Origin of the sequence: Sinorhizobium medicae (assembly GCF_007827695.1) — a bacterium.
Classification (GTDB): Bacteria; Pseudomonadota; Alphaproteobacteria; order Rhizobiales; family Rhizobiaceae; genus Sinorhizobium; species Sinorhizobium medicae.
Genome location: NZ_VITA01000001.1, coordinates 224,175 through 239,420, shown reverse-complemented (window position 1 = coordinate 239,420; position 15,246 = coordinate 224,175). Strand labels below are relative to the sequence as shown.

At 61.0% G+C, this 15,246-nt stretch carries 17 protein-coding genes; 10 read left to right on the top strand and 7 right to left on the bottom strand.

Annotated elements, in window-relative coordinates; all coding sequences use genetic code 11:
* The first annotated feature begins 5 nt into the window (after positions 1-5).
* A complete protein-coding gene (locus FB009_RS01335) occupies positions 6-905 on the top strand; it encodes a carbohydrate ABC transporter permease (RefSeq protein ID WP_127580707.1) in 900 nt (299 codons plus the stop codon).
* A gap of 7 nt (positions 906-912) precedes the next feature.
* Here FB009_RS01335 and FB009_RS01330 read toward each other — a convergent pair whose 3' ends face one another.
* The 4 genes from FB009_RS01330 to FB009_RS33635 all read right to left on the bottom strand — a co-directional run bounded on the left by FB009_RS01330 (position 913) and on the right by FB009_RS33635 (position 3,659).
* Positions 913-1,569, bottom strand: coding sequence for a DUF6064 family protein (locus FB009_RS01330; RefSeq protein WP_024311177.1), 657 nt, complete (start codon positions 1,567-1,569; stop codon positions 913-915).
* 37 nt (positions 1,570-1,606) lie between these two features.
* The gene (locus tag FB009_RS01325) at positions 1,607-2,524 is read right to left on the bottom strand and encodes an aldo/keto reductase (protein ID WP_012061271.1); all 918 of its coding nucleotides are present in this window, start codon (positions 2,522-2,524) and stop codon (positions 1,607-1,609) included.
* Between the two features lie 450 nt (positions 2,525-2,974).
* Positions 2,975-3,151: a hypothetical protein gene (locus tag FB009_RS32615; protein ID WP_018011587.1), complete on the bottom strand. Its 177-nt coding sequence runs from the start codon at positions 3,149-3,151 to the stop codon at positions 2,975-2,977.
* A 385-nt stretch (positions 3,152-3,536) separates the two neighbouring features.
* Positions 3,537-3,659 carry a hypothetical protein gene (locus FB009_RS33635; protein ID WP_018011586.1) on the bottom strand — a complete coding sequence of 41 codons (123 nt, stop codon included), beginning with the start codon at positions 3,657-3,659 and terminating at the stop codon, positions 3,537-3,539.
* A gap of 345 nt (positions 3,660-4,004) precedes the next feature.
* On the opposite strand from FB009_RS33635, the gene asnB reads away from it, so the two are divergent.
* The 4 genes from asnB to nadE are packed head-to-tail and all read left to right on the top strand — an operon-like array spanning position 4,005 to position 8,815.
* On the top strand, positions 4,005-5,942 hold the full coding sequence (asnB, locus tag FB009_RS01310) for an asparagine synthase (glutamine-hydrolyzing) (protein WP_101804881.1): 1,938 nt from the start codon (positions 4,005-4,007) through the stop codon (positions 5,940-5,942).
* 27 nt (positions 5,943-5,969) lie between these two features.
* Positions 5,970-6,236, top strand: coding sequence for an acyl carrier protein (locus tag FB009_RS01305; RefSeq protein ID WP_012061274.1), 267 nt, complete (start codon positions 5,970-5,972; stop codon positions 6,234-6,236).
* Between the two features lie 27 nt (positions 6,237-6,263).
* A complete protein-coding gene (locus tag FB009_RS01300) occupies positions 6,264-7,811 on the top strand; it encodes a class I adenylate-forming enzyme family protein (RefSeq protein ID WP_012061275.1) in 1,548 nt (515 codons plus the stop codon).
* Positions 7,808-8,815 (top strand): NAD(+) synthase, encoded by a 1,008-nt coding sequence (nadE, locus tag FB009_RS01295; RefSeq protein WP_012061276.1) that lies wholly within the window; start codon positions 7,808-7,810, stop codon positions 8,813-8,815. Before FB009_RS01300 ends, nadE begins: the two co-directional genes overlap by 4 nt.
* An 89-nt stretch (positions 8,816-8,904) precedes the next feature.
* On the opposite strand, the gene FB009_RS32610 is transcribed toward nadE, so the two are convergent.
* Complete coding sequence (locus tag FB009_RS32610) at positions 8,905-9,078, bottom strand: hypothetical protein (RefSeq protein WP_018011582.1); 174 nt, start codon at positions 9,076-9,078, stop codon at positions 8,905-8,907.
* Positions 9,079-9,681: 603 nt separating this feature from the next.
* Here FB009_RS32610 and FB009_RS01285 point away from each other — a divergent pair.
* The 5 genes from FB009_RS01285 to FB009_RS01265 all read left to right on the top strand — a co-directional run bounded on the left by FB009_RS01285 (position 9,682) and on the right by FB009_RS01265 (position 13,072).
* Positions 9,682-9,933 (top strand): hypothetical protein, encoded by a 252-nt coding sequence (locus FB009_RS01285; protein WP_012061278.1) that lies wholly within the window; start codon positions 9,682-9,684, stop codon positions 9,931-9,933.
* A 314-nt stretch (positions 9,934-10,247) separates the two neighbouring features.
* A complete protein-coding gene (minC, locus tag FB009_RS01280) occupies positions 10,248-10,997 on the top strand; it encodes a septum site-determining protein MinC (RefSeq protein ID WP_024311178.1) in 750 nt (249 codons plus the stop codon).
* Between the two features lie 95 nt (positions 10,998-11,092).
* Positions 11,093-11,908 (top strand): septum site-determining protein MinD, encoded by an 816-nt coding sequence (minD, locus tag FB009_RS01275; RefSeq protein ID WP_012061280.1) that lies wholly within the window; start codon positions 11,093-11,095, stop codon positions 11,906-11,908.
* Complete coding sequence (gene minE, locus FB009_RS01270) at positions 11,905-12,168, top strand: cell division topological specificity factor MinE (RefSeq protein WP_012061281.1); 264 nt, start codon at positions 11,905-11,907, stop codon at positions 12,166-12,168. The genes minD and minE overlap by 4 nt, the downstream gene beginning before the upstream one ends.
* A 430-nt stretch (positions 12,169-12,598) precedes the next feature.
* Entirely contained in the window at positions 12,599-13,072 is a 474-nt protein-coding gene (locus FB009_RS01265; RefSeq protein ID WP_012061282.1) for a hypothetical protein, read from the top strand.
* Positions 13,073-13,080: 8 nt separating this feature from the next.
* On the opposite strand, the gene FB009_RS01260 is transcribed toward FB009_RS01265, so the two are convergent.
* Together FB009_RS01260 and FB009_RS01255 are read right to left on the bottom strand one after the other, a co-directional pair.
* Positions 13,081-13,740, bottom strand: a complete 660-nt coding sequence (locus FB009_RS01260) for a LuxR C-terminal-related transcriptional regulator (RefSeq protein ID WP_012061283.1) — start codon at positions 13,738-13,740, stop codon at positions 13,081-13,083.
* Positions 13,737-15,149 (bottom strand): sensor histidine kinase, encoded by a 1,413-nt coding sequence (locus FB009_RS01255; RefSeq protein ID WP_024311179.1) that lies wholly within the window; start codon positions 15,147-15,149, stop codon positions 13,737-13,739. Before FB009_RS01255 ends, FB009_RS01260 begins: the two co-directional genes overlap by 4 nt.
* Positions 15,150-15,246 lie beyond the last annotated feature (97 nt).

Here is a 15,246-nt window from a genome sequence, read left to right as displayed (position 1 = left end):
ACAATATGAACGCGACCACACGAACCGAGGACGAGCCCCTCACCGACACCGCCGAAGGCATGAGCTATCTGAACCGCCTGCCGCGGAGGATCGTCGTGCTTTACCTGCCGATAGCGGTCTTCGTCTTCGTATTGCTGTTTCCGTTCTACTGGATGGCAATCACGGCGGTGAAGCCGAACTCGCAATTGACCGACTACAACAATTACAGCCCCTTCTGGGTGGTCAGCCCGACACTCGACCACATCAAGTATCTGCTCTTCGAGACCTCCTATCCGGGCTGGCTCTGGAACACGATGCTGGTGGCCGTAGGTTCGACGATCCTGTCGCTTGCCGCGTCGGTTTTCGCGGCCTATGCGATCGAGCGGGTGCGCTTCACCGGCGCGCGTCCCGTCGGGCTGATGATCTTTCTCGCCTATCTGGTGCCGCCGTCGATCCTCTTCATTCCACTCGCCTTCATCGTCTTCAAATTCGGCATTTACGATTCCAAGCTGGCGCTGATCTTCACCTATCCGACGTTCCTGATACCGTTCTGCACCTGGCTGCTGATGGGATACTTCCGCTCCATTCCCTTCGAACTTGAGGAAAGCGCGCTGGTGGACGGCGCGACGCGCTGGCAGATCCTGGTCAAGATCATCCTGCCGCTCGCCGTTCCGGGACTGATATCGGCGGGCATCTTCGCCTTCACGCTTTCGTGGAACGAGTTCATCTACGCGCTGACATTCATCCAGTCGTCGGAAAACAAGACCGTACCGGTCGGCGTGCTGACGGAGCTGGTGCGCGGCGACGTTTTCGAATGGGGCGCGCTGATGGCGGGCGCACTGTTCGGCTCGCTGCCCGTGGTCATCCTCTATTCCTTCTTCGTCGACTATTACGTTTCGTCGATGACGGGAGCAGTGAAGGAGTGAGTTCGCATCAGCGCCGGACGAGGAGCAGGGCAAAAGTCGTCAGGATCACCACGAAAGGCGCCCAGGCGCCGAAATCCTCCATGGCCAGAAGAGTGAGTGCGCTGAAGGCACACCAGAGGAGCGGAATCGGTAGAAGCAGCCAGAGCTTCTGGGAGAGGAACGCCACAAGGGCGCCGAGCGTCACCGCAGCGGTCGGATCCGGCATCGTCCCGAAGCTTTCGGCCGAGGCGGGTGCGCGGCCCGCAATCAGCGGCAGGAAAGGATAAGCGAGCAAACCGAAGACCATCAGGCCGATGCCGCCGCGACGTCGCAGGCTGTTTGCGGGCAATGCTGCGCGATCCGTCCATAGGATCGCGAGAAGAAGCAAACCGGACTGCAGCATGAAGGCTGCCGTCCCATAAGACATTGCCCAATTTATCGTGGAGTAGCGCAGCCACAGAAACTGCCATGCGCAGAAGAACCAAGCCACAGAGAGCGTGGCCATGGCCGCGGCGCGAGCGCGCCGGCCGTCGGTGGCGGTGGCGAACAGGACGGCGAGTGCGCCTGCGATGAAAACAAGCTGAAACGGCCAGAGTCCCTGATTATAGCGTTCGACGAGACGGAAATAGACACGCGGAGAAAACATCAGGAAATCGGCGAGCGTATAGGTTGCCCATTCGGCCATCATCCCAAGCCCTTCTCACGCCGCGAAGGGATCATGCTTATAGCGCCTCCACATAGGCGGTCATGCGCTTGCGCAGTTTTTCGTCCGGCAGAATTCCTCTCGCGGCCTCCAGATTTTCCCTTACATGATCGACGCGAGTAGTGGCCGGGATAGCGCAGGTCACTGCCGGATGGGAAATAATAAACTTCAGTAGAAATTGCGCCCAACTGCGGGCCCCCGTCTCCGCGACCCAATCCGGCAACGGCGCATCTTCGAACCGGCGGATCAGATCGCCCTGCCGGAACGGCCGGTTGACGATCACGGCAACGCGCTTCTCCTGTGCGAGGGGCAGGATACGCTCCTCTACCGCGCGATCGAGAATATTGTAGGTGATCTGCACGAAATCGATTGGCTCGCTGGCCATGACCTGCTCGATCTCGCGGTGTCTGCGCCCCTCCGAGGTCGTGATGCCGACATAGCGCAGCCGGCCCGACGCCTTCATGCTGAAGAGCGCGGGCAGATGCTCGTCCCAGGAGACAAGATTATGAACCTGCATGAGATCGAAGCGCGCTACGCCCCAGTGTTCGCGCGAAGCCTCGATCTGAGCGGCGCCACCGCTTGTGTCCGATATCCAGACCTTCTCCGCTGAAAAGAGGCGTTCCGGATAACCGATCCTGGCGAGGCCGTGACCGATGGTCGGCTGGGAGGATCCATACATCGGCGAGCAATCGATCATCCGGCCGCCACCCTCGAAGAAGGCAGCGATCACGGCGGCGCATTCGTCCATCAGGACGGAGTCGTCTCCGACGTTGAAGGTGATCCAGGTGCCGAGGCCCACCAGCGGCAACGCTTCTCCGGTCTTCGGTATGGATCGCGCCATGAGACCGGCGGCCTGGCTCATCGCCGGCCGCGCCATGAACGGCATAGACATGCCGATTCCCAGCCCCCGAACGACTGCGCGCCGCGTGATGGTCATCGCCCGCTCCCTTCAGTTTCGAAATTCTGAAGCTTGCCGGATGATACCTCTTGCGGCGCGACTCTTCCACGCCTGCAGGATGCACGCGGCTCATCAACGGACCCGGTTCACGATCCTCAATCTTCCGTCCATCAGCAGGCCGTCCTCCGATCAGAGCGTCTCGCAGCCGCTGTGGAGGGCGGCCGCCGCGTCATGGCGCCATAGGTCGACAGTTCCACGGCAACAGGATCTTTTAGCGCGCGACGTTTGCGATTTCGTTCAGCACCTGAACGCTGATCGTTCCACCGCGGCGATGAGTTCATCAACCAGGTCGGCCTTGGTCGCGTCCGAAGAAAAAAGATAGATCAGCACGTTCGTATCGATAAAGCTACCGGTCATTTGCCTCATCCCGGTCGAACCGGAGAAGGGTGATGCGGGCGGAAGACCGTGCGCACCTATCCTCATCCCGCTCTATCTCCGATGCGCGCTCCGGGGAGCCGAGGCTGGCTCCAGCTCATTGATGCCGTCAGGGTGCTGATCATTCGCGGGAACGGCCTCGATCTCGAGATTGTGCTTTGCATGACGCATGTGCTGCCATTCCTTCTCCAGGCGCAGGAATACGTCCGTCGGCATAAATTTTCGCTGCATTCGACCCTCCAAGCGGCTGCGCAATGAACACGCGAGGAACTGCTTTGGTTCCCGCGCCCTTGTAACAATCGTGAAGAATATTCGTTTCAGTATGGCGTCGAACCGGCGCCGACCGCAGCGCGCCGCCAATAGGTGAACCCGCGCTGCTGCTGATCGGTTATGCGGCGGGGTCCACCTATCGCCCCTCGAAACTGGTGAGGCCGCCTCCTCAGTAGTATCCGGCGGACGGCCTCAAGGCATACGCCTCAAGCCGGATTTCACTCCTGACGCGCGCTCGCGTCAAGGTTTAGCGCTTACTCAATTCGAGTTAGAAAAGGTGTAGCGGCAGCCGTGGTTCGCCCGGAATAGATCGCGATTTTAGGCAGAGCCCGCCAAGCATAGCTATCTAAAGCGTTTGCAGGGTCCAGGATGCCGCGCTGGCGATCAGCCCAAGGGCGAAGGCAATGGCGATGGCAAATCTCACCATCTTCATCCGACGCGCCCGTTCGCCGGTCCAGTCGTAGCTCATCATGCGCTCCGAAGACGTTGCAGCTCGAACATGAAGATTGGACGTTCTTTCTTAACAAAACGAAAACTATGCGGTCCCGCGCCGTTGGGCCTGTCCGGAGCGAGAGCGAGTTTGACGCGTGGAGTTGTTGTTACTGAACGAACCCTTTACGAGAACAATTTTATTAAAATAAGAGCAAATTTAAATCAAAGTAAAGGCCAATATTGCGCAACATTCCTGCGCATAGATATTTTTGGCGACGGCAAAACAATTTACCATTATTGCAAAAATCGCCGGCGGTTAACTATTCACGCCGATGATCAGTCTATAGTTGCAGGATCATTGCGGGCTTGGGAGCGATTAGGCATGTGCGGCTTCGGCGGTTATCTTGGTTCAATACGGGACGGTAAGCCCCTTCTCGAAAGGATGACCGCCGCGATTGGCCATCGCGGGCCGGACGAGCATGGAATCTTTACGACCCCGGGCGCGGGCCTCGGCCATGTCAGGCTGTCCATCGTTGGCCTTGGCGACGGCCAGCAGCCGATGTCCGATTCGAGTGGCGAGCTGACGGTCGCCTTCAATGGTGAGATCTTCAATTATGTTGAACTGCGTGACGAGCTGCGCGCAAAGGGCCGCCGTCTTCGCACGTCGAGCGACACGGAGGTCATCCTCCATCTTTATAAAGAGATGGGCGAAGAATGTCTCTCCCTCCTGAACGGCGACTTCGCCTTTGCGATCTGGGATGCACGCCGGCACAGGATGGTGCTCGCGCGCGACCGCATGGGGGTGCGCCCTCTCTTCCACACGATGAAGGGCGGCACTTTCTATTTCGCATCCGAGGTCAAGGCGCTTCTCGAGATTCCGGGCCTCTCGGCAGAGATCGACCCGATCGCGCTTGATCAGATATTCACACTCTGGGCGCCGATTGCGCCGCGTACGCCCTTTCGTGGCATCCACGAGCTTGAGCCCGGCCATCTGATGGTCGCCCATCAGAGCGGCATCACCACAAGGCCCTATTGGCAGCTCGATTATCCGGACCGGGACCAGCGCTCCGCCTATACGAACGAAAACCAAGCGGCGGAGGAATTGCGCGCACTCCTGACGGAGGCGACTCGGATCCGCATGCGGGCCGACGTGCCGGTCGGCGCCTATCTTTCCGGAGGGCTCGATTCGTCCATCATCTCGGCGCTGGCGGCCGGGATGACGTCCCAGGGCCTGCGCACCTTCTCCGTCACTTTCGACACTGCGGAACATGACGAAAGCGCGTTTCAGGAGGCGATGGCAGCGGCACTCGGAACCGAACACCGCGCTGTGGCATGCCGCGCCGGGGACATCGCCAGGGACTTTCCCGATGTCGTCCGTTTCACGGAGAAGCCGATCATCCGCACCGCCCCCGCGCCGCTCTACAAATTGTCGGACCTGGTCCGCGAGACGGGTCTGAAAGTGGTGCTGACGGGAGAGGGCGCCGACGAGGTATTCGCCGGCTACGACATTTTCAAGGAAGCGCGCGTGCGCCGTTTCTGCGGCCGGCAGCCCGGTTCGCGCGTCAGGCCGCATCTCTTCCGCAAGCTCTATCCCTATTTGCCCGGCCTCCAGCAGCAATCGGCAGAGTACGTTGCTGCGTTTTTCGGTGCGGGGGACGTTGCTCTCGACGACCCGCTCTTTTCGCATCGGCCGCGCTTCAAGGGCACGGCGGCAACCAAGATGTTCTTCTCCGCAGATCTGCGCGCCGAGCTCAAGGGCTACGATGCGGCCGAAGAACTCGTCGGCCGGCTTCCCACGGCTTTCGGCCGCTGGCATCCGTTGCACCAGGCCCAATATCTCGAAAGCCGTTTCCTGCTGCCCGGATACATTCTCTCGAGTCAGGGCGATCGCATGGCGATGGCGCATGGCATCGAGGGCCGTTTCCCGTTCCTCGACCATCGACTTGTCGAGTTCGCCGCGAAACTGCCGCCCGAGATGAAGCTCAAGGGGCTGGTCGAGAAGCATATTCTGCGCGAGGCGACCAAAGACCTGCTGCCGCCGGCGATCGGCAAACGGACGAAGCAGCCCTATCGCGCCCCGGACAGTCACTCCTTCAGCGGAGCGGGCGAACTCGACTATGTGCGTTCGGCTATGGGTGAGGAAGCGATCGCCGCCGGCGGGCTCTTCAACGCCAAGGCGGTCACGAAGCTCTACGAGAAATGCCAGTCGCGGCCGGCCTCGGGGTTCCGCGACAATGCGGCCTTCGTCGGCGTCCTCTCGACGCAACTCTGGCTGCAGACATTCACCGGCAACAGCCTCCGCAAGGCTGAAGCTGCGTAAAAACACTGAAAAAAAGGGGTTAGTGGAATGACTCAAACGATCAAGGACAAGGTCAGGACATTCGTCATCGAGAACTTTCTCTTCGGCGATACCGCATATGAACTCGCCGACGACGCATCGCTCATCGAGAACGACATCATCGATTCGACCGGCGTTCTCGAGCTGGTGGCCTTCATCGAAGACGATTTCGGTATCGCGATGGCCGACGCCGATATCGTCCCGCAAAATCTTGACTCGCTCGCGCGGATTTCGGCTTTCATCGAAGCCAAGGGCGCCGTGCCGGTTTCGGCTTAAACGGAAAGCTGCAGGGGCCTCACCATTATGCGGTTCGAGCAATTCCTCATCAGGAACGCCGCGGCGAACGGGGCAAAAACGGCGCTGGTCACCGATCGCCGGCGGCTCAGCTATGCCGAACTGGACGATCTTTCAACGCGTCTCGCGGCTGCTCTTGCCGCAAACGGCGTGAAGCGGAACGATCGCGTTCTGGCGTTCATGGATAATTGCTGGGAGGCGGCGGTCGCAATCTTCGCGATCCTCAAGGCCGGAGCCACCTTCAGTCCGATCAACGCTTCGACCAAAGCAGACAAGCTTGCCTACGTAATCGCGGATTGCGAGGCGGCGGCAATCCTGACGCAGGCGAAACTGATGCCGGTCGTTACCGAGGCGCTTGCGCTTGCTCCCGGTTATCGGCCTTTCATTGCCTCGGCCGCGGCGCCAGGCGGGCGCATGCCCGACGGTGCCGCTTCCTTCGAGGAATGCCTGACAGCCGTACCCGCCGCTGTTTCGCACGGGGGTATCGACATCGATCTCGGCATGCTGATTTATACCTCGGGGTCGACGGGACGTCCCAAGGGCGTGATGATGACGCATCGCAACATCGACGCTGCCTCAGAATCGATCACTACCTATCTCCGCAACACGCCTGAAGACATCATTCTGAACGTACTGCCGCTCGCTTTCGACTATGGTCTTTACCAGTTGCTGATGGCGGTCCGGCTCGGCGCGACGCTCGTGCTCGAAAAATCATTCGCCTTCCCGCAGGCGATTTTCGACCGGATTCGGGCCGAGGGTGTCACCGGCTTCCCACTCGTGCCGACCATGGCGGCGATGATCCTTCAGATGCGCGATCTCGAGCCCGGCTTCCTGCCAAGCCTTCGCTATCTCTCCAACACCGCGGCAGCTCTCCCGCCGGCCCATATTGCGCGCCTGAGGGAGCTTTTTCCCGGCGCCCGGCTCTATTCCATGTACGGCCTGACGGAGTGCAAGCGCTGCACCTATCTGCCGCCGGAGGAGCTGGATCGCCGGCCGGGTTCCGTGGGGATCGCGATACCGAACACGGAAGCCTTCGTGGTCGATGACGAGGGAAACCGGCTACCGCCCGGTGTGCCTGGTGAACTGGTTATCCGCGGCCCGCATGTGATGCAGGGCTATTGGCGCAACGCTGCCGCGACCGAGCGCATGCTGCGCTCCGGTCCTGATCCGTGGGAAAGGGTGCTTTATACCGGCGATCTCTTCCGCACCGACGAGGAGGGCTTCCTCTACTTCGTCGGCCGCAAGGACGACATCATCAAGACCCGCGGCGAAAAGGTGGCTCCCAAGGAGGTCGAGACCGTGCTGCACGCTCATCCGGGCGTAGCCGAAGCCGTGGTCATCGGCGTGCCGGATCCGGTGCTCGGTGCTGCGATCGGCGCGCTCGTCGTGCTGTCGGACCCGTCTGTGACCGAGAGGGAGATTATCCGCCACTGCGCCCGCCATCTCGAGGATTTCATGGTGCCGAAAATCGTCGAGTTCCGGGCTGAACTGCCGAAGACCGATACCGGAAAAGTCAGCCGCCGCCTCGCGGCCGAAACATTGGAGCCAGCAGAATGAATATCCGTCCGGATCAGAACAGGCTTGCCTTCTCGGCCGACCCTTTGAAGATCGACGAAGCTGCCGAGACGGACCGCATTGTCGCCGGTCTGCGTGCCCAACTGCGCAGCCTGCGCAAGCGCGGCCTCGTGCTCGGCCTTTCAGGCGGTATCGATTCGAGCGTCTCCGTCGCACTCGCCGTGCGGGCCGTCGGAGCGAAGAACGTCTTCTGTCTCTTCATGCCGGAAAACGATTCCGATCCGGAAAGCCTGCGCCTCGGACGTCTCATTGCCGAGACCTTCGGTGTCGAGGCGGTGGTCGAGGATATCGGACCGACGCTCGACGCCATGGGCTGCTATCAGCGGCGTGACGCCTTTATTCGCGAACTCGTTCCCGAATACGGGCAGGGTTGGGCATCGAAGATCGTCATCGCCAACGCGCTCGAAGGCGATGGCTACAATATTTCCTCGCTCGTCGTGCAGGATCCCGACGGGCAGCAGACGAAGTTGCGCATGCCCCCTTCCGTCTATCTTGGCATCGTCGCCGCGACCAACATGAAGCAGCGCACCCGCAAGCAGATCGAATATTTCCACGCCGACCGGCTTAACTTTGCCGTGCTCGGCACGCCGAACAGGCTCGAATACGATCAGGGCTTTTTCGTCAAGAATGGCGACGGCGCGGCCGACGTCAAACCGATCGCTCATCTCTACAAGTCACAGGTTTACGCGCTCGCCGCCCATCTAGGCATTCCCGAGGAAATCCGGCGCCGCCCGCCGACCACAGACACCTACTCGCTTGAGCAGACGCAGGAGGAGTTCTATTTCTCCCTGCCCTATGATCGTATGGACCTCTGCCTCTTTGGCCTCAACAGCGGCTTCGGCGCCGACGAGGTCGGACGCGCCGCCGGTCTCAGTTCGGCACAGGTCGAACGCGTCTGGGCGGACATAACCGCCAAGCGCAAGGCGACGCGATACCTCCATCTAGGCCCTCAGCTCGTTGAACCGGTCCAGGAAATCGAACACTGAGCGCTCCAGACAGCAGACGCCGGTCGCGTTCTGAATATGAACCCGATCGCACGCCCCGTCTCTGAACGGGGCGTGCGATCGGCCGGCTTTTACTGAGAGGGTGCAGGCGTGGTCGGTGCCGGGGCCGGTTCCGTGGGGGCGGGCTCGGTCGCGGGCGGGGTTTCCGTCGCCGGGGGCGTTTCAGCCGTCCCTGGCATGAAGAATATGACCGCGAGAATGATGATCGCGAGGACGATGATGCCAATGATCACGTTTCGGTTCATGCTATTTCCTCCGCTGCTGACGATCATCTCCGGCCGTTGTGGCGGTAGCAAATGGGGAAGCAGCCGCTCAACGTTCAACCGGAGATGAGCCGATAGCGTAACATGAGTCTCGCCAAGCAAGTACATAGCTCTTGAAAGGGATGAACTATCGAGTATTCGATGCCGCGCGGGCGGTCACGGCGGGGTGCGCTTCTCTATAGCGCCACCGCTAACGAGATCACTCCCCCCGATCCAAAAACTGTTGCTTTCCTGCAACGGACCTCGGTCTGCATTTGCAATTCGAAATTGCGTACTTGCCCATCGGCGGGTCTCGTGCCAGGATAGACAAATCCGCAATTCAAATCAGAGGAGGCGTAAGTGAATCCTATTCTCGTGTTTGTGCGCCTCTCCGGCGGAACCGCTCTCGTAGCCTCCATGCGCTCCGCATCGAGCTTGAATCGCGATTAATCCGGGCTTTAAAGCCGGATTCTGCCCTTTGGCGCTTCCAACCTAACCTGACGTGATCGGCCACCGGAGCGATTGTTCGCATTCCTGACTCCGCCCCGGCACGTCTTTGGCTCTTCGAAAGGACCCGGCTGCATCGATGCGCCGGGATGGAAAGTCATGCGTGAAACACAATCTATAGCTGTCGACCTCCTTGCGGGGACAGTCGATGAACTCTACCGGAAATTCGGTGCGTGGAAGACCGCACGCGCCTTGATGACCGCCGTTTGGAGGCGCCGTCAAGCGCAAAACCAGATCTCGCACCTGTCGAATCGGATGCGTCGGGATATCGGCCTTCCGGACGCAGAAGAGGAATTTTCGGTTCTGGACATAGGCGCTCTCGGCAAGGTCAAGGCGGTTCGTCCGGATTGACATGCTTGGGGCTGATCCGCTCCGCAACGGCCTCTATCGAGCGAGGCCGTGAAAAGGGAGGGGGCAAACGGTTCCTCTCCCGTTTCGCAATGGCTCTTCGGGGCCCGGAACGGACGCGCTGCCTTCGCGAGCATTGATGCTCCGCGCCGTCAGCCCTGTGCAAGCTCCACCATTCAGCATTGCTGCCTAGAACTGGTCGCCGGCACGGGCCAATCCTGTGTGGAACGGGTCGAAGACCAGGCAAAGTAGGAGGCCCGGTTAACCATTTGTTAACCATGGCTCGCCTACATCTTGGCAACCAAAAATTAACGAAGATGACCAAAGTGCTAACAGACGCTCGCTCGATCCGCATCAAGGGCCGCTCCTTCCTGGCGCTGGTGCTCTCCCCGGAACTGCCGCTCGACTGGTGGCTCGGCCGGCTTGACGACCTCGCTTCCCGTTCGGCGGGTTTCTTCCTGGGCCGCCCGGTGGTGCTGGACGTGGCGGACCTCGAAATCGACCGGAAGCAGTTGAAAAGCCTGCTGGAAGAACTCGGCCAACGCAATGTCAGGGTCATGGGAATCGAAGGCGGGCGTCCCTCGCTTTTCGAACCGGGAATGCCGCCCGCTATGAAAGGCGGCCGGCCGGCGCCGGATTTCGAAGTGCCTGAGGCAAATCCGGCGGAATCACCGAAGGCCGGCAAGGGGAAAGCCGCCGCGCCGGTCATCACGGAAGAGGTTCAGCCGGTTCGGGCGACGGCTTCGATCATTGTTCGCGAGCCGGTGCGGTCGGGACAATCGGTCATCTTCCCGGAAGGCGACGTGACGGTGGTCGGCTCGGTGGCGTCAGGCGCGGAAATCGTCGCAGGAGGTTCGGTCCACATCTACGGGACGCTCAGGGGGCGGGCGCTGGCCGGCTCGGTGGGAAATGCCTCTGCGCGCATCTTCTGCCGCAGGCTCGAAGCGGAGCTGCTGGCGATCGACGGCGTCTACAAGACCGCCGAAGACATGGCGCCGAACCTGCGAGGGCAGTCGGTGCAACTCTGGCTGGAAGGCGATTCGATCATGGCAGAGAGACTTAACTGAGCCTTATGCGGGCTCGATTTTAAAAGATTAGAGCGGGGATGCGGGCGGAAAACCGCTCACAGTTTTCCATCCGCTCTGACAACAGGAGCGGGAAGATGGCGAAAGTAGTTGTGGTTACATCTGGCAAGGGCGGCGTCGGCAAGACAACGTCGACTGCCGCACTCGGCGCGGCGCTGGCGCAGCGCAACGAAAAGACCGTCGTCGTCGATTTTGACGTCGGACTGCGCAATCTCGACCTGGTGATGGGCGCTGAGCGCAGGGTCGTCTATGACCTGGTCAACGTGATCCAGGGTGATGCAAAGCTGCCGCAGGCGTTGATCCGCGACAAGCGGCTCGACACCCTCTTCCTCCTGCCTGCATCGCAGACCCGCGACAAGGACAGCCTGACTCCGGAAGGCGTCGAGCGGGTCATGGCCGAGCTCAGGAAGCATTTCGACTGGATCATCTGCGACAGCCCGGCAGGCATTGAACGCGGCGCGACGCTCGCGATGCGTCATGCCGACCTCGCCGTCATCGTGACCAATCCAGAAGTTTCCTCCGTCCGCGACTCCGATCGTATTATCGGCCTGCTCGACGCAAAGACCGAAAGGGCTGAGCGCGGAGAGCGGGTTGAGAAGCACCTGCTGCTGACGCGCTACGATGCCGTCCGCGCCGAGCGCGGCGACATGCTCAAGGTCGATGATGTCCTCGAAATCCTGTCGATCCCGCTCATCGGCATCGTTCCCGAGAGCATGGACGTTCTCAAGGCTTCCAACCTCGGTGCCCCGGTGACGCTTGCCGACAGCCGCAGCGCTCCGGCGCTCGCCTACCTCGACGCGGCGCGCCGTCTTGCAGGGGAAACAGTGCCTATGACTATTCCTGGCGAAAAGCGTGGCTTTCTGGGTAAGATATTCGGACGGAGGGCAGCATGAGCATTTTCCGTTTTTTCAGCAAGCAGACTTCCGCGCCGACGGCGCGCGAACGCCTGCAGGTCCTGCTCGCGCACGAGCGGGCTTCGGTCGGCCAGTCGGACCTCGTGGCGGTACTCCGGGAGGAGATTCTCGCCGTCATTGCCAAGCACGTCCAGGTCGACCGCGACAAGGTGAATGTTACGATGGAGCGCGGCGAGCACGTCACCACGCTTGAAGTCGACATCGAAATCCCGATAAAGGCCGGCGTGCGCGCGGCCTGAACCGGCCGCAACTTTGGATCGCACCACCGCCGTGCACATGGACGCTTCAAAGACGGACGAAACAGATTCCCGTTCGAAGCGTGTTGTTCGAAGTTGGATCGCTTCGCCGCGAAATCGGCGAAGCGACCCACCCCCTGCATGTCGCGCCTTGAAACGCCGCACGGACCGTTTTATCGGACTTTGGTCCGAATCAAGCCCGACAATCGTCCGACCGCTGAAAGCGAAACGTCTGACCCCCTCCGATTGCAGTTGACGTCTGGACCGGACCGTGAACAAAGATGGGGCAATAGTCGGTGAAAGCAAATGCACAGGCTTTCCTGATCAATTGACGTCGTGTCGGCCGCTGTAGCCGACGGTCCGGTCTGATGTGAAAATGTTGCGCGAGGTCGCGAACAGGTGCATGCCGGTAAAATTCTTCAGGAGGAGCGCGATGGTCACGCGTCGGAACTTTCTTGCAGCACTATGCGGGGTTTCGGTCGGCCTTCCCGTTGCGCTATCGCCTTACAAAATCGTCTTATCGGGTTCGGACATCGAACTGGAGTTGCAAGCCGCTCTCGCAAAGGGAGGCGGTAGTGGCGGCGGGCGCGGAGGCGGCGGCGGAAACGGCGGCGGGCGAGGAGGCGGCAACGGCGGGGGAAATGGTGGCGGAAATGGTGGTGGCCGCGGAAACGGAAACGGCAGGGGCGGCGGCTCGGGCGGAAATTCGAATTCCGGCCGTGCGAGCGGAAAAGCGGCTACGTCGGTAGAAGGCGGCGGCTCGATCCTGCGCGTTCGTCACCGCGACGGCATCAGCGAAGTGATCGAGGGCGCCCGTTACATCATGAAGGATTCACGCGGGCGCACGATCGTCAACCGGCGAGCAACGTCGGCCGACAGGAGACGGCTTCTGTCCTTTATTGACTGACCGGGCCTTCATTGACTGACCGGACGCCAGTCGACTGCATCGCGCAGCACCATGGCCGCCTCTGTCCGGTTGGCGACGTTGAGCTTCGCCATGATCTGCGTCATGTGATGCTTCACCGTTTTCTCGTGCAGATCGAGCTTGCGGGCGATCTGCTTGTTGCTCATGCCGGACGCGACGAGATGCAGGACCTCCTGTTCGCGGCGCGTCAGCTCCGCGACGAGGTTGGACTTGGCCGGTGCAGGATTGAGCAACTGCCCGGTCAGCAGCTTGGCGGAAAGCGTGGGCGCGACATAGCTCTCTCCCGAAGCGACGGTGCGGATGACGTCGGCTAGCGCCCTGGCGCCGATCCCCTTGAGGATATACCCCTTCGCTCCTTCCTTGAGAGCTGCCGCGACGTCGTCATTCGCCTCGGAAACGGTAAGCATCACAATTTTCTGCGAAGGCGCGACGGTCAGAATTGCCGGAATGGCGTTCAGGCCGCCGCCGGGCATGGAGATGTCGATTAGCATGACGTCGGGATTGTGGCTGCGCGCGATGGCGATCGCTTCGTCCCGCGAGCCGCCTTCCGCGACGATCTCAAACCCGTCGATTTCTGACAGGCTACGGCTCACGCCCTCCCTGAACAAGGGGTGATCATCGATCACGGCTACTCGGATTCCCATCATCATGCCTGCTCCATCTCCTCAAGGCCGAGTGCCATCCGGACAATGGTGCCGGGGGCGTTGGCGTTGATCTCGAATGTTCCGCCGAGGCTCTCGACCCGGCCCTTGAGGCCGGCGAGCCCGAGGCTCGTCGGCTGTACCTCGCCGGGGTCGAAGCCCGGCCCGCCATCTGCAACCTCGACGGTAATCTTGTCACCGTTCGTGCTCTGCGTCACGCGTTGAGCCACGCCACCGCCGTGACGATAGGCATTGTTAAGCGCTTCCTGAACGAAACGGTATATGCAGATTTTTGCCGATGCGGAAAGACGTATTGGCGGGCCGATCATCGATAAGTCCACGGTCGTCCCGGTTCGTTGTTCATGAGCGCGTACGCAGCGCTCGAGGATTTCTCTCAGGCCGGCGGTTTCTATCTGCGGCAGCACGAGGCCGCTGCAAAGCGTCCTGATCTCGTTCATGGCCTCGTCGAGGCTGCCCTTAATGGCGGCGATTTCGCGCTCGCGGACGTCCTCCGGCGTCGACGGGCTGACAAGCTTGTTGCTGTCCAGTCGTAGCGAAGCATAGGCGACGAGTTGTGCTGGGCCGTCATGCAGGTCGGCGCCGATCCGCCGCAACAGCGTCTCGTTCAGCGCGGTTGCTCGCTGGGATGCCTGACGGAGGCGCCCCCGCAGCGCCTCGTTCTGCGCAAGCAGTGCGGAAAGCTCTTCGACGCGCTGCCCGAGCGCCTGGCGTTGTTTCTCGATCGTTCTGCTCCCGCGCAACACGATCGCCGACAAGGCGATGAAAAAGGCAAGCGTGAAGCCGGCAACCGCAAGCCATGTATGAAGCCGCGCCCGATTGAGGCTCTGTTGGAATTCGTCGGCGATTTCGTGAAATTCCGAGACGGCGACGACTTCTCCGGACCAGGGTTGGAGGAGGGGATTGTATATTTCCAGCAGAGGGCTGTTCGAAAGGCGTTCCGTCTCGCCATCGGCCTCGTCCAGAGGCATGAAGCGGGCGACCATGTCGCCATCGAACGCCGTCGTCAGTTCCGGACCGAGCTCAAACTTCTGCCCGACCATAGCCTTTTCGCTTGAATAGAGAACGGTTCCGTCAGCGCGCCAGAGGCGAAACGAGGCGAGCCGATCGCCCAGGGCGCCTTGGCCGAGTGTTTCGTCGAGCGCCCGCGCGACTGAATCGTCCAGCACCTGCGTCGTTTGCATGTCCGGCAGAAGCGGCGCTATCACGCTGTCGACATAAAGAGCCGTGGTTGCCGCGGAATTGCGCGTGACCGCTTCCTCAATCAGGCTCGTCACGAAGGCGCTGACGACAAGCATCGCCGCGGCGGCAACCGAGCCGCCGATAATGAGGAACTGCCTGGCCAGCGGCTGAGAGTTCCACCGTCTGATGAGGTCGTCGGCGCGCACGAGAAATCTCACGATGGCCCGCTCATTTCGTCGCCGGCACTGCTGCGTTGCTTTGCACTGTCAACTTAGCATTTCCGGCCTGTCGGTCAACGCGCGCCAGCCTTACCAC

What these genes read in the sequence shown, in the direction of transcription:
- FB009_RS01335 (WP_127580707.1), top strand. Translation starts at nt 6, where the DNA reads ATGAACGCGACCACACGAACCGAGGACGAGCCCCTCACCGACACCGCC.
- FB009_RS01330 (WP_024311177.1), bottom strand. Translation starts at nt 1,569, where the DNA reads ATGGCCGAATGGGCAACCTATACGCTCGCCGATTTCCTGATGTTTTCT.
- FB009_RS01325 (WP_012061271.1), bottom strand. Translation starts at nt 2,524, where the DNA reads ATGACCATCACGCGGCGCGCAGTCGTTCGGGGGCTGGGAATCGGCATG.
- FB009_RS32615 (WP_018011587.1), bottom strand. Translation starts at nt 3,151, where the DNA reads ATGCAGCGAAAATTTATGCCGACGGACGTATTCCTGCGCCTGGAGAAG.
- FB009_RS33635 (WP_018011586.1), bottom strand. Translation starts at nt 3,659, where the DNA reads ATGAGCTACGACTGGACCGGCGAACGGGCGCGTCGGATGAAGATGGTG.
- asnB (WP_101804881.1), top strand. Translation starts at nt 4,005, where the DNA reads ATGTGCGGCTTCGGCGGTTATCTTGGTTCAATACGGGACGGTAAGCCC.
- FB009_RS01305 (WP_012061274.1), top strand. Translation starts at nt 5,970, where the DNA reads ATGACTCAAACGATCAAGGACAAGGTCAGGACATTCGTCATCGAGAAC.
- FB009_RS01300 (WP_012061275.1), top strand. Translation starts at nt 6,264, where the DNA reads ATGCGGTTCGAGCAATTCCTCATCAGGAACGCCGCGGCGAACGGGGCA.
- nadE (WP_012061276.1), top strand. Translation starts at nt 7,808, where the DNA reads ATGAATATCCGTCCGGATCAGAACAGGCTTGCCTTCTCGGCCGACCCT.
- FB009_RS32610 (WP_018011582.1), bottom strand. Translation starts at nt 9,078, where the DNA reads ATGAACCGAAACGTGATCATTGGCATCATCGTCCTCGCGATCATCATT.
- FB009_RS01285 (WP_012061278.1), top strand. Translation starts at nt 9,682, where the DNA reads ATGCGTGAAACACAATCTATAGCTGTCGACCTCCTTGCGGGGACAGTC.
- minC (WP_024311178.1), top strand. Translation starts at nt 10,248, where the DNA reads ATGACCAAAGTGCTAACAGACGCTCGCTCGATCCGCATCAAGGGCCGC.
- minD (WP_012061280.1), top strand. Translation starts at nt 11,093, where the DNA reads ATGGCGAAAGTAGTTGTGGTTACATCTGGCAAGGGCGGCGTCGGCAAG.
- minE (WP_012061281.1), top strand. Translation starts at nt 11,905, where the DNA reads ATGAGCATTTTCCGTTTTTTCAGCAAGCAGACTTCCGCGCCGACGGCG.
- FB009_RS01265 (WP_012061282.1), top strand. Translation starts at nt 12,599, where the DNA reads ATGGTCACGCGTCGGAACTTTCTTGCAGCACTATGCGGGGTTTCGGTC.
- FB009_RS01260 (WP_012061283.1), bottom strand. Translation starts at nt 13,740, where the DNA reads ATGATGATGGGAATCCGAGTAGCCGTGATCGATGATCACCCCTTGTTC.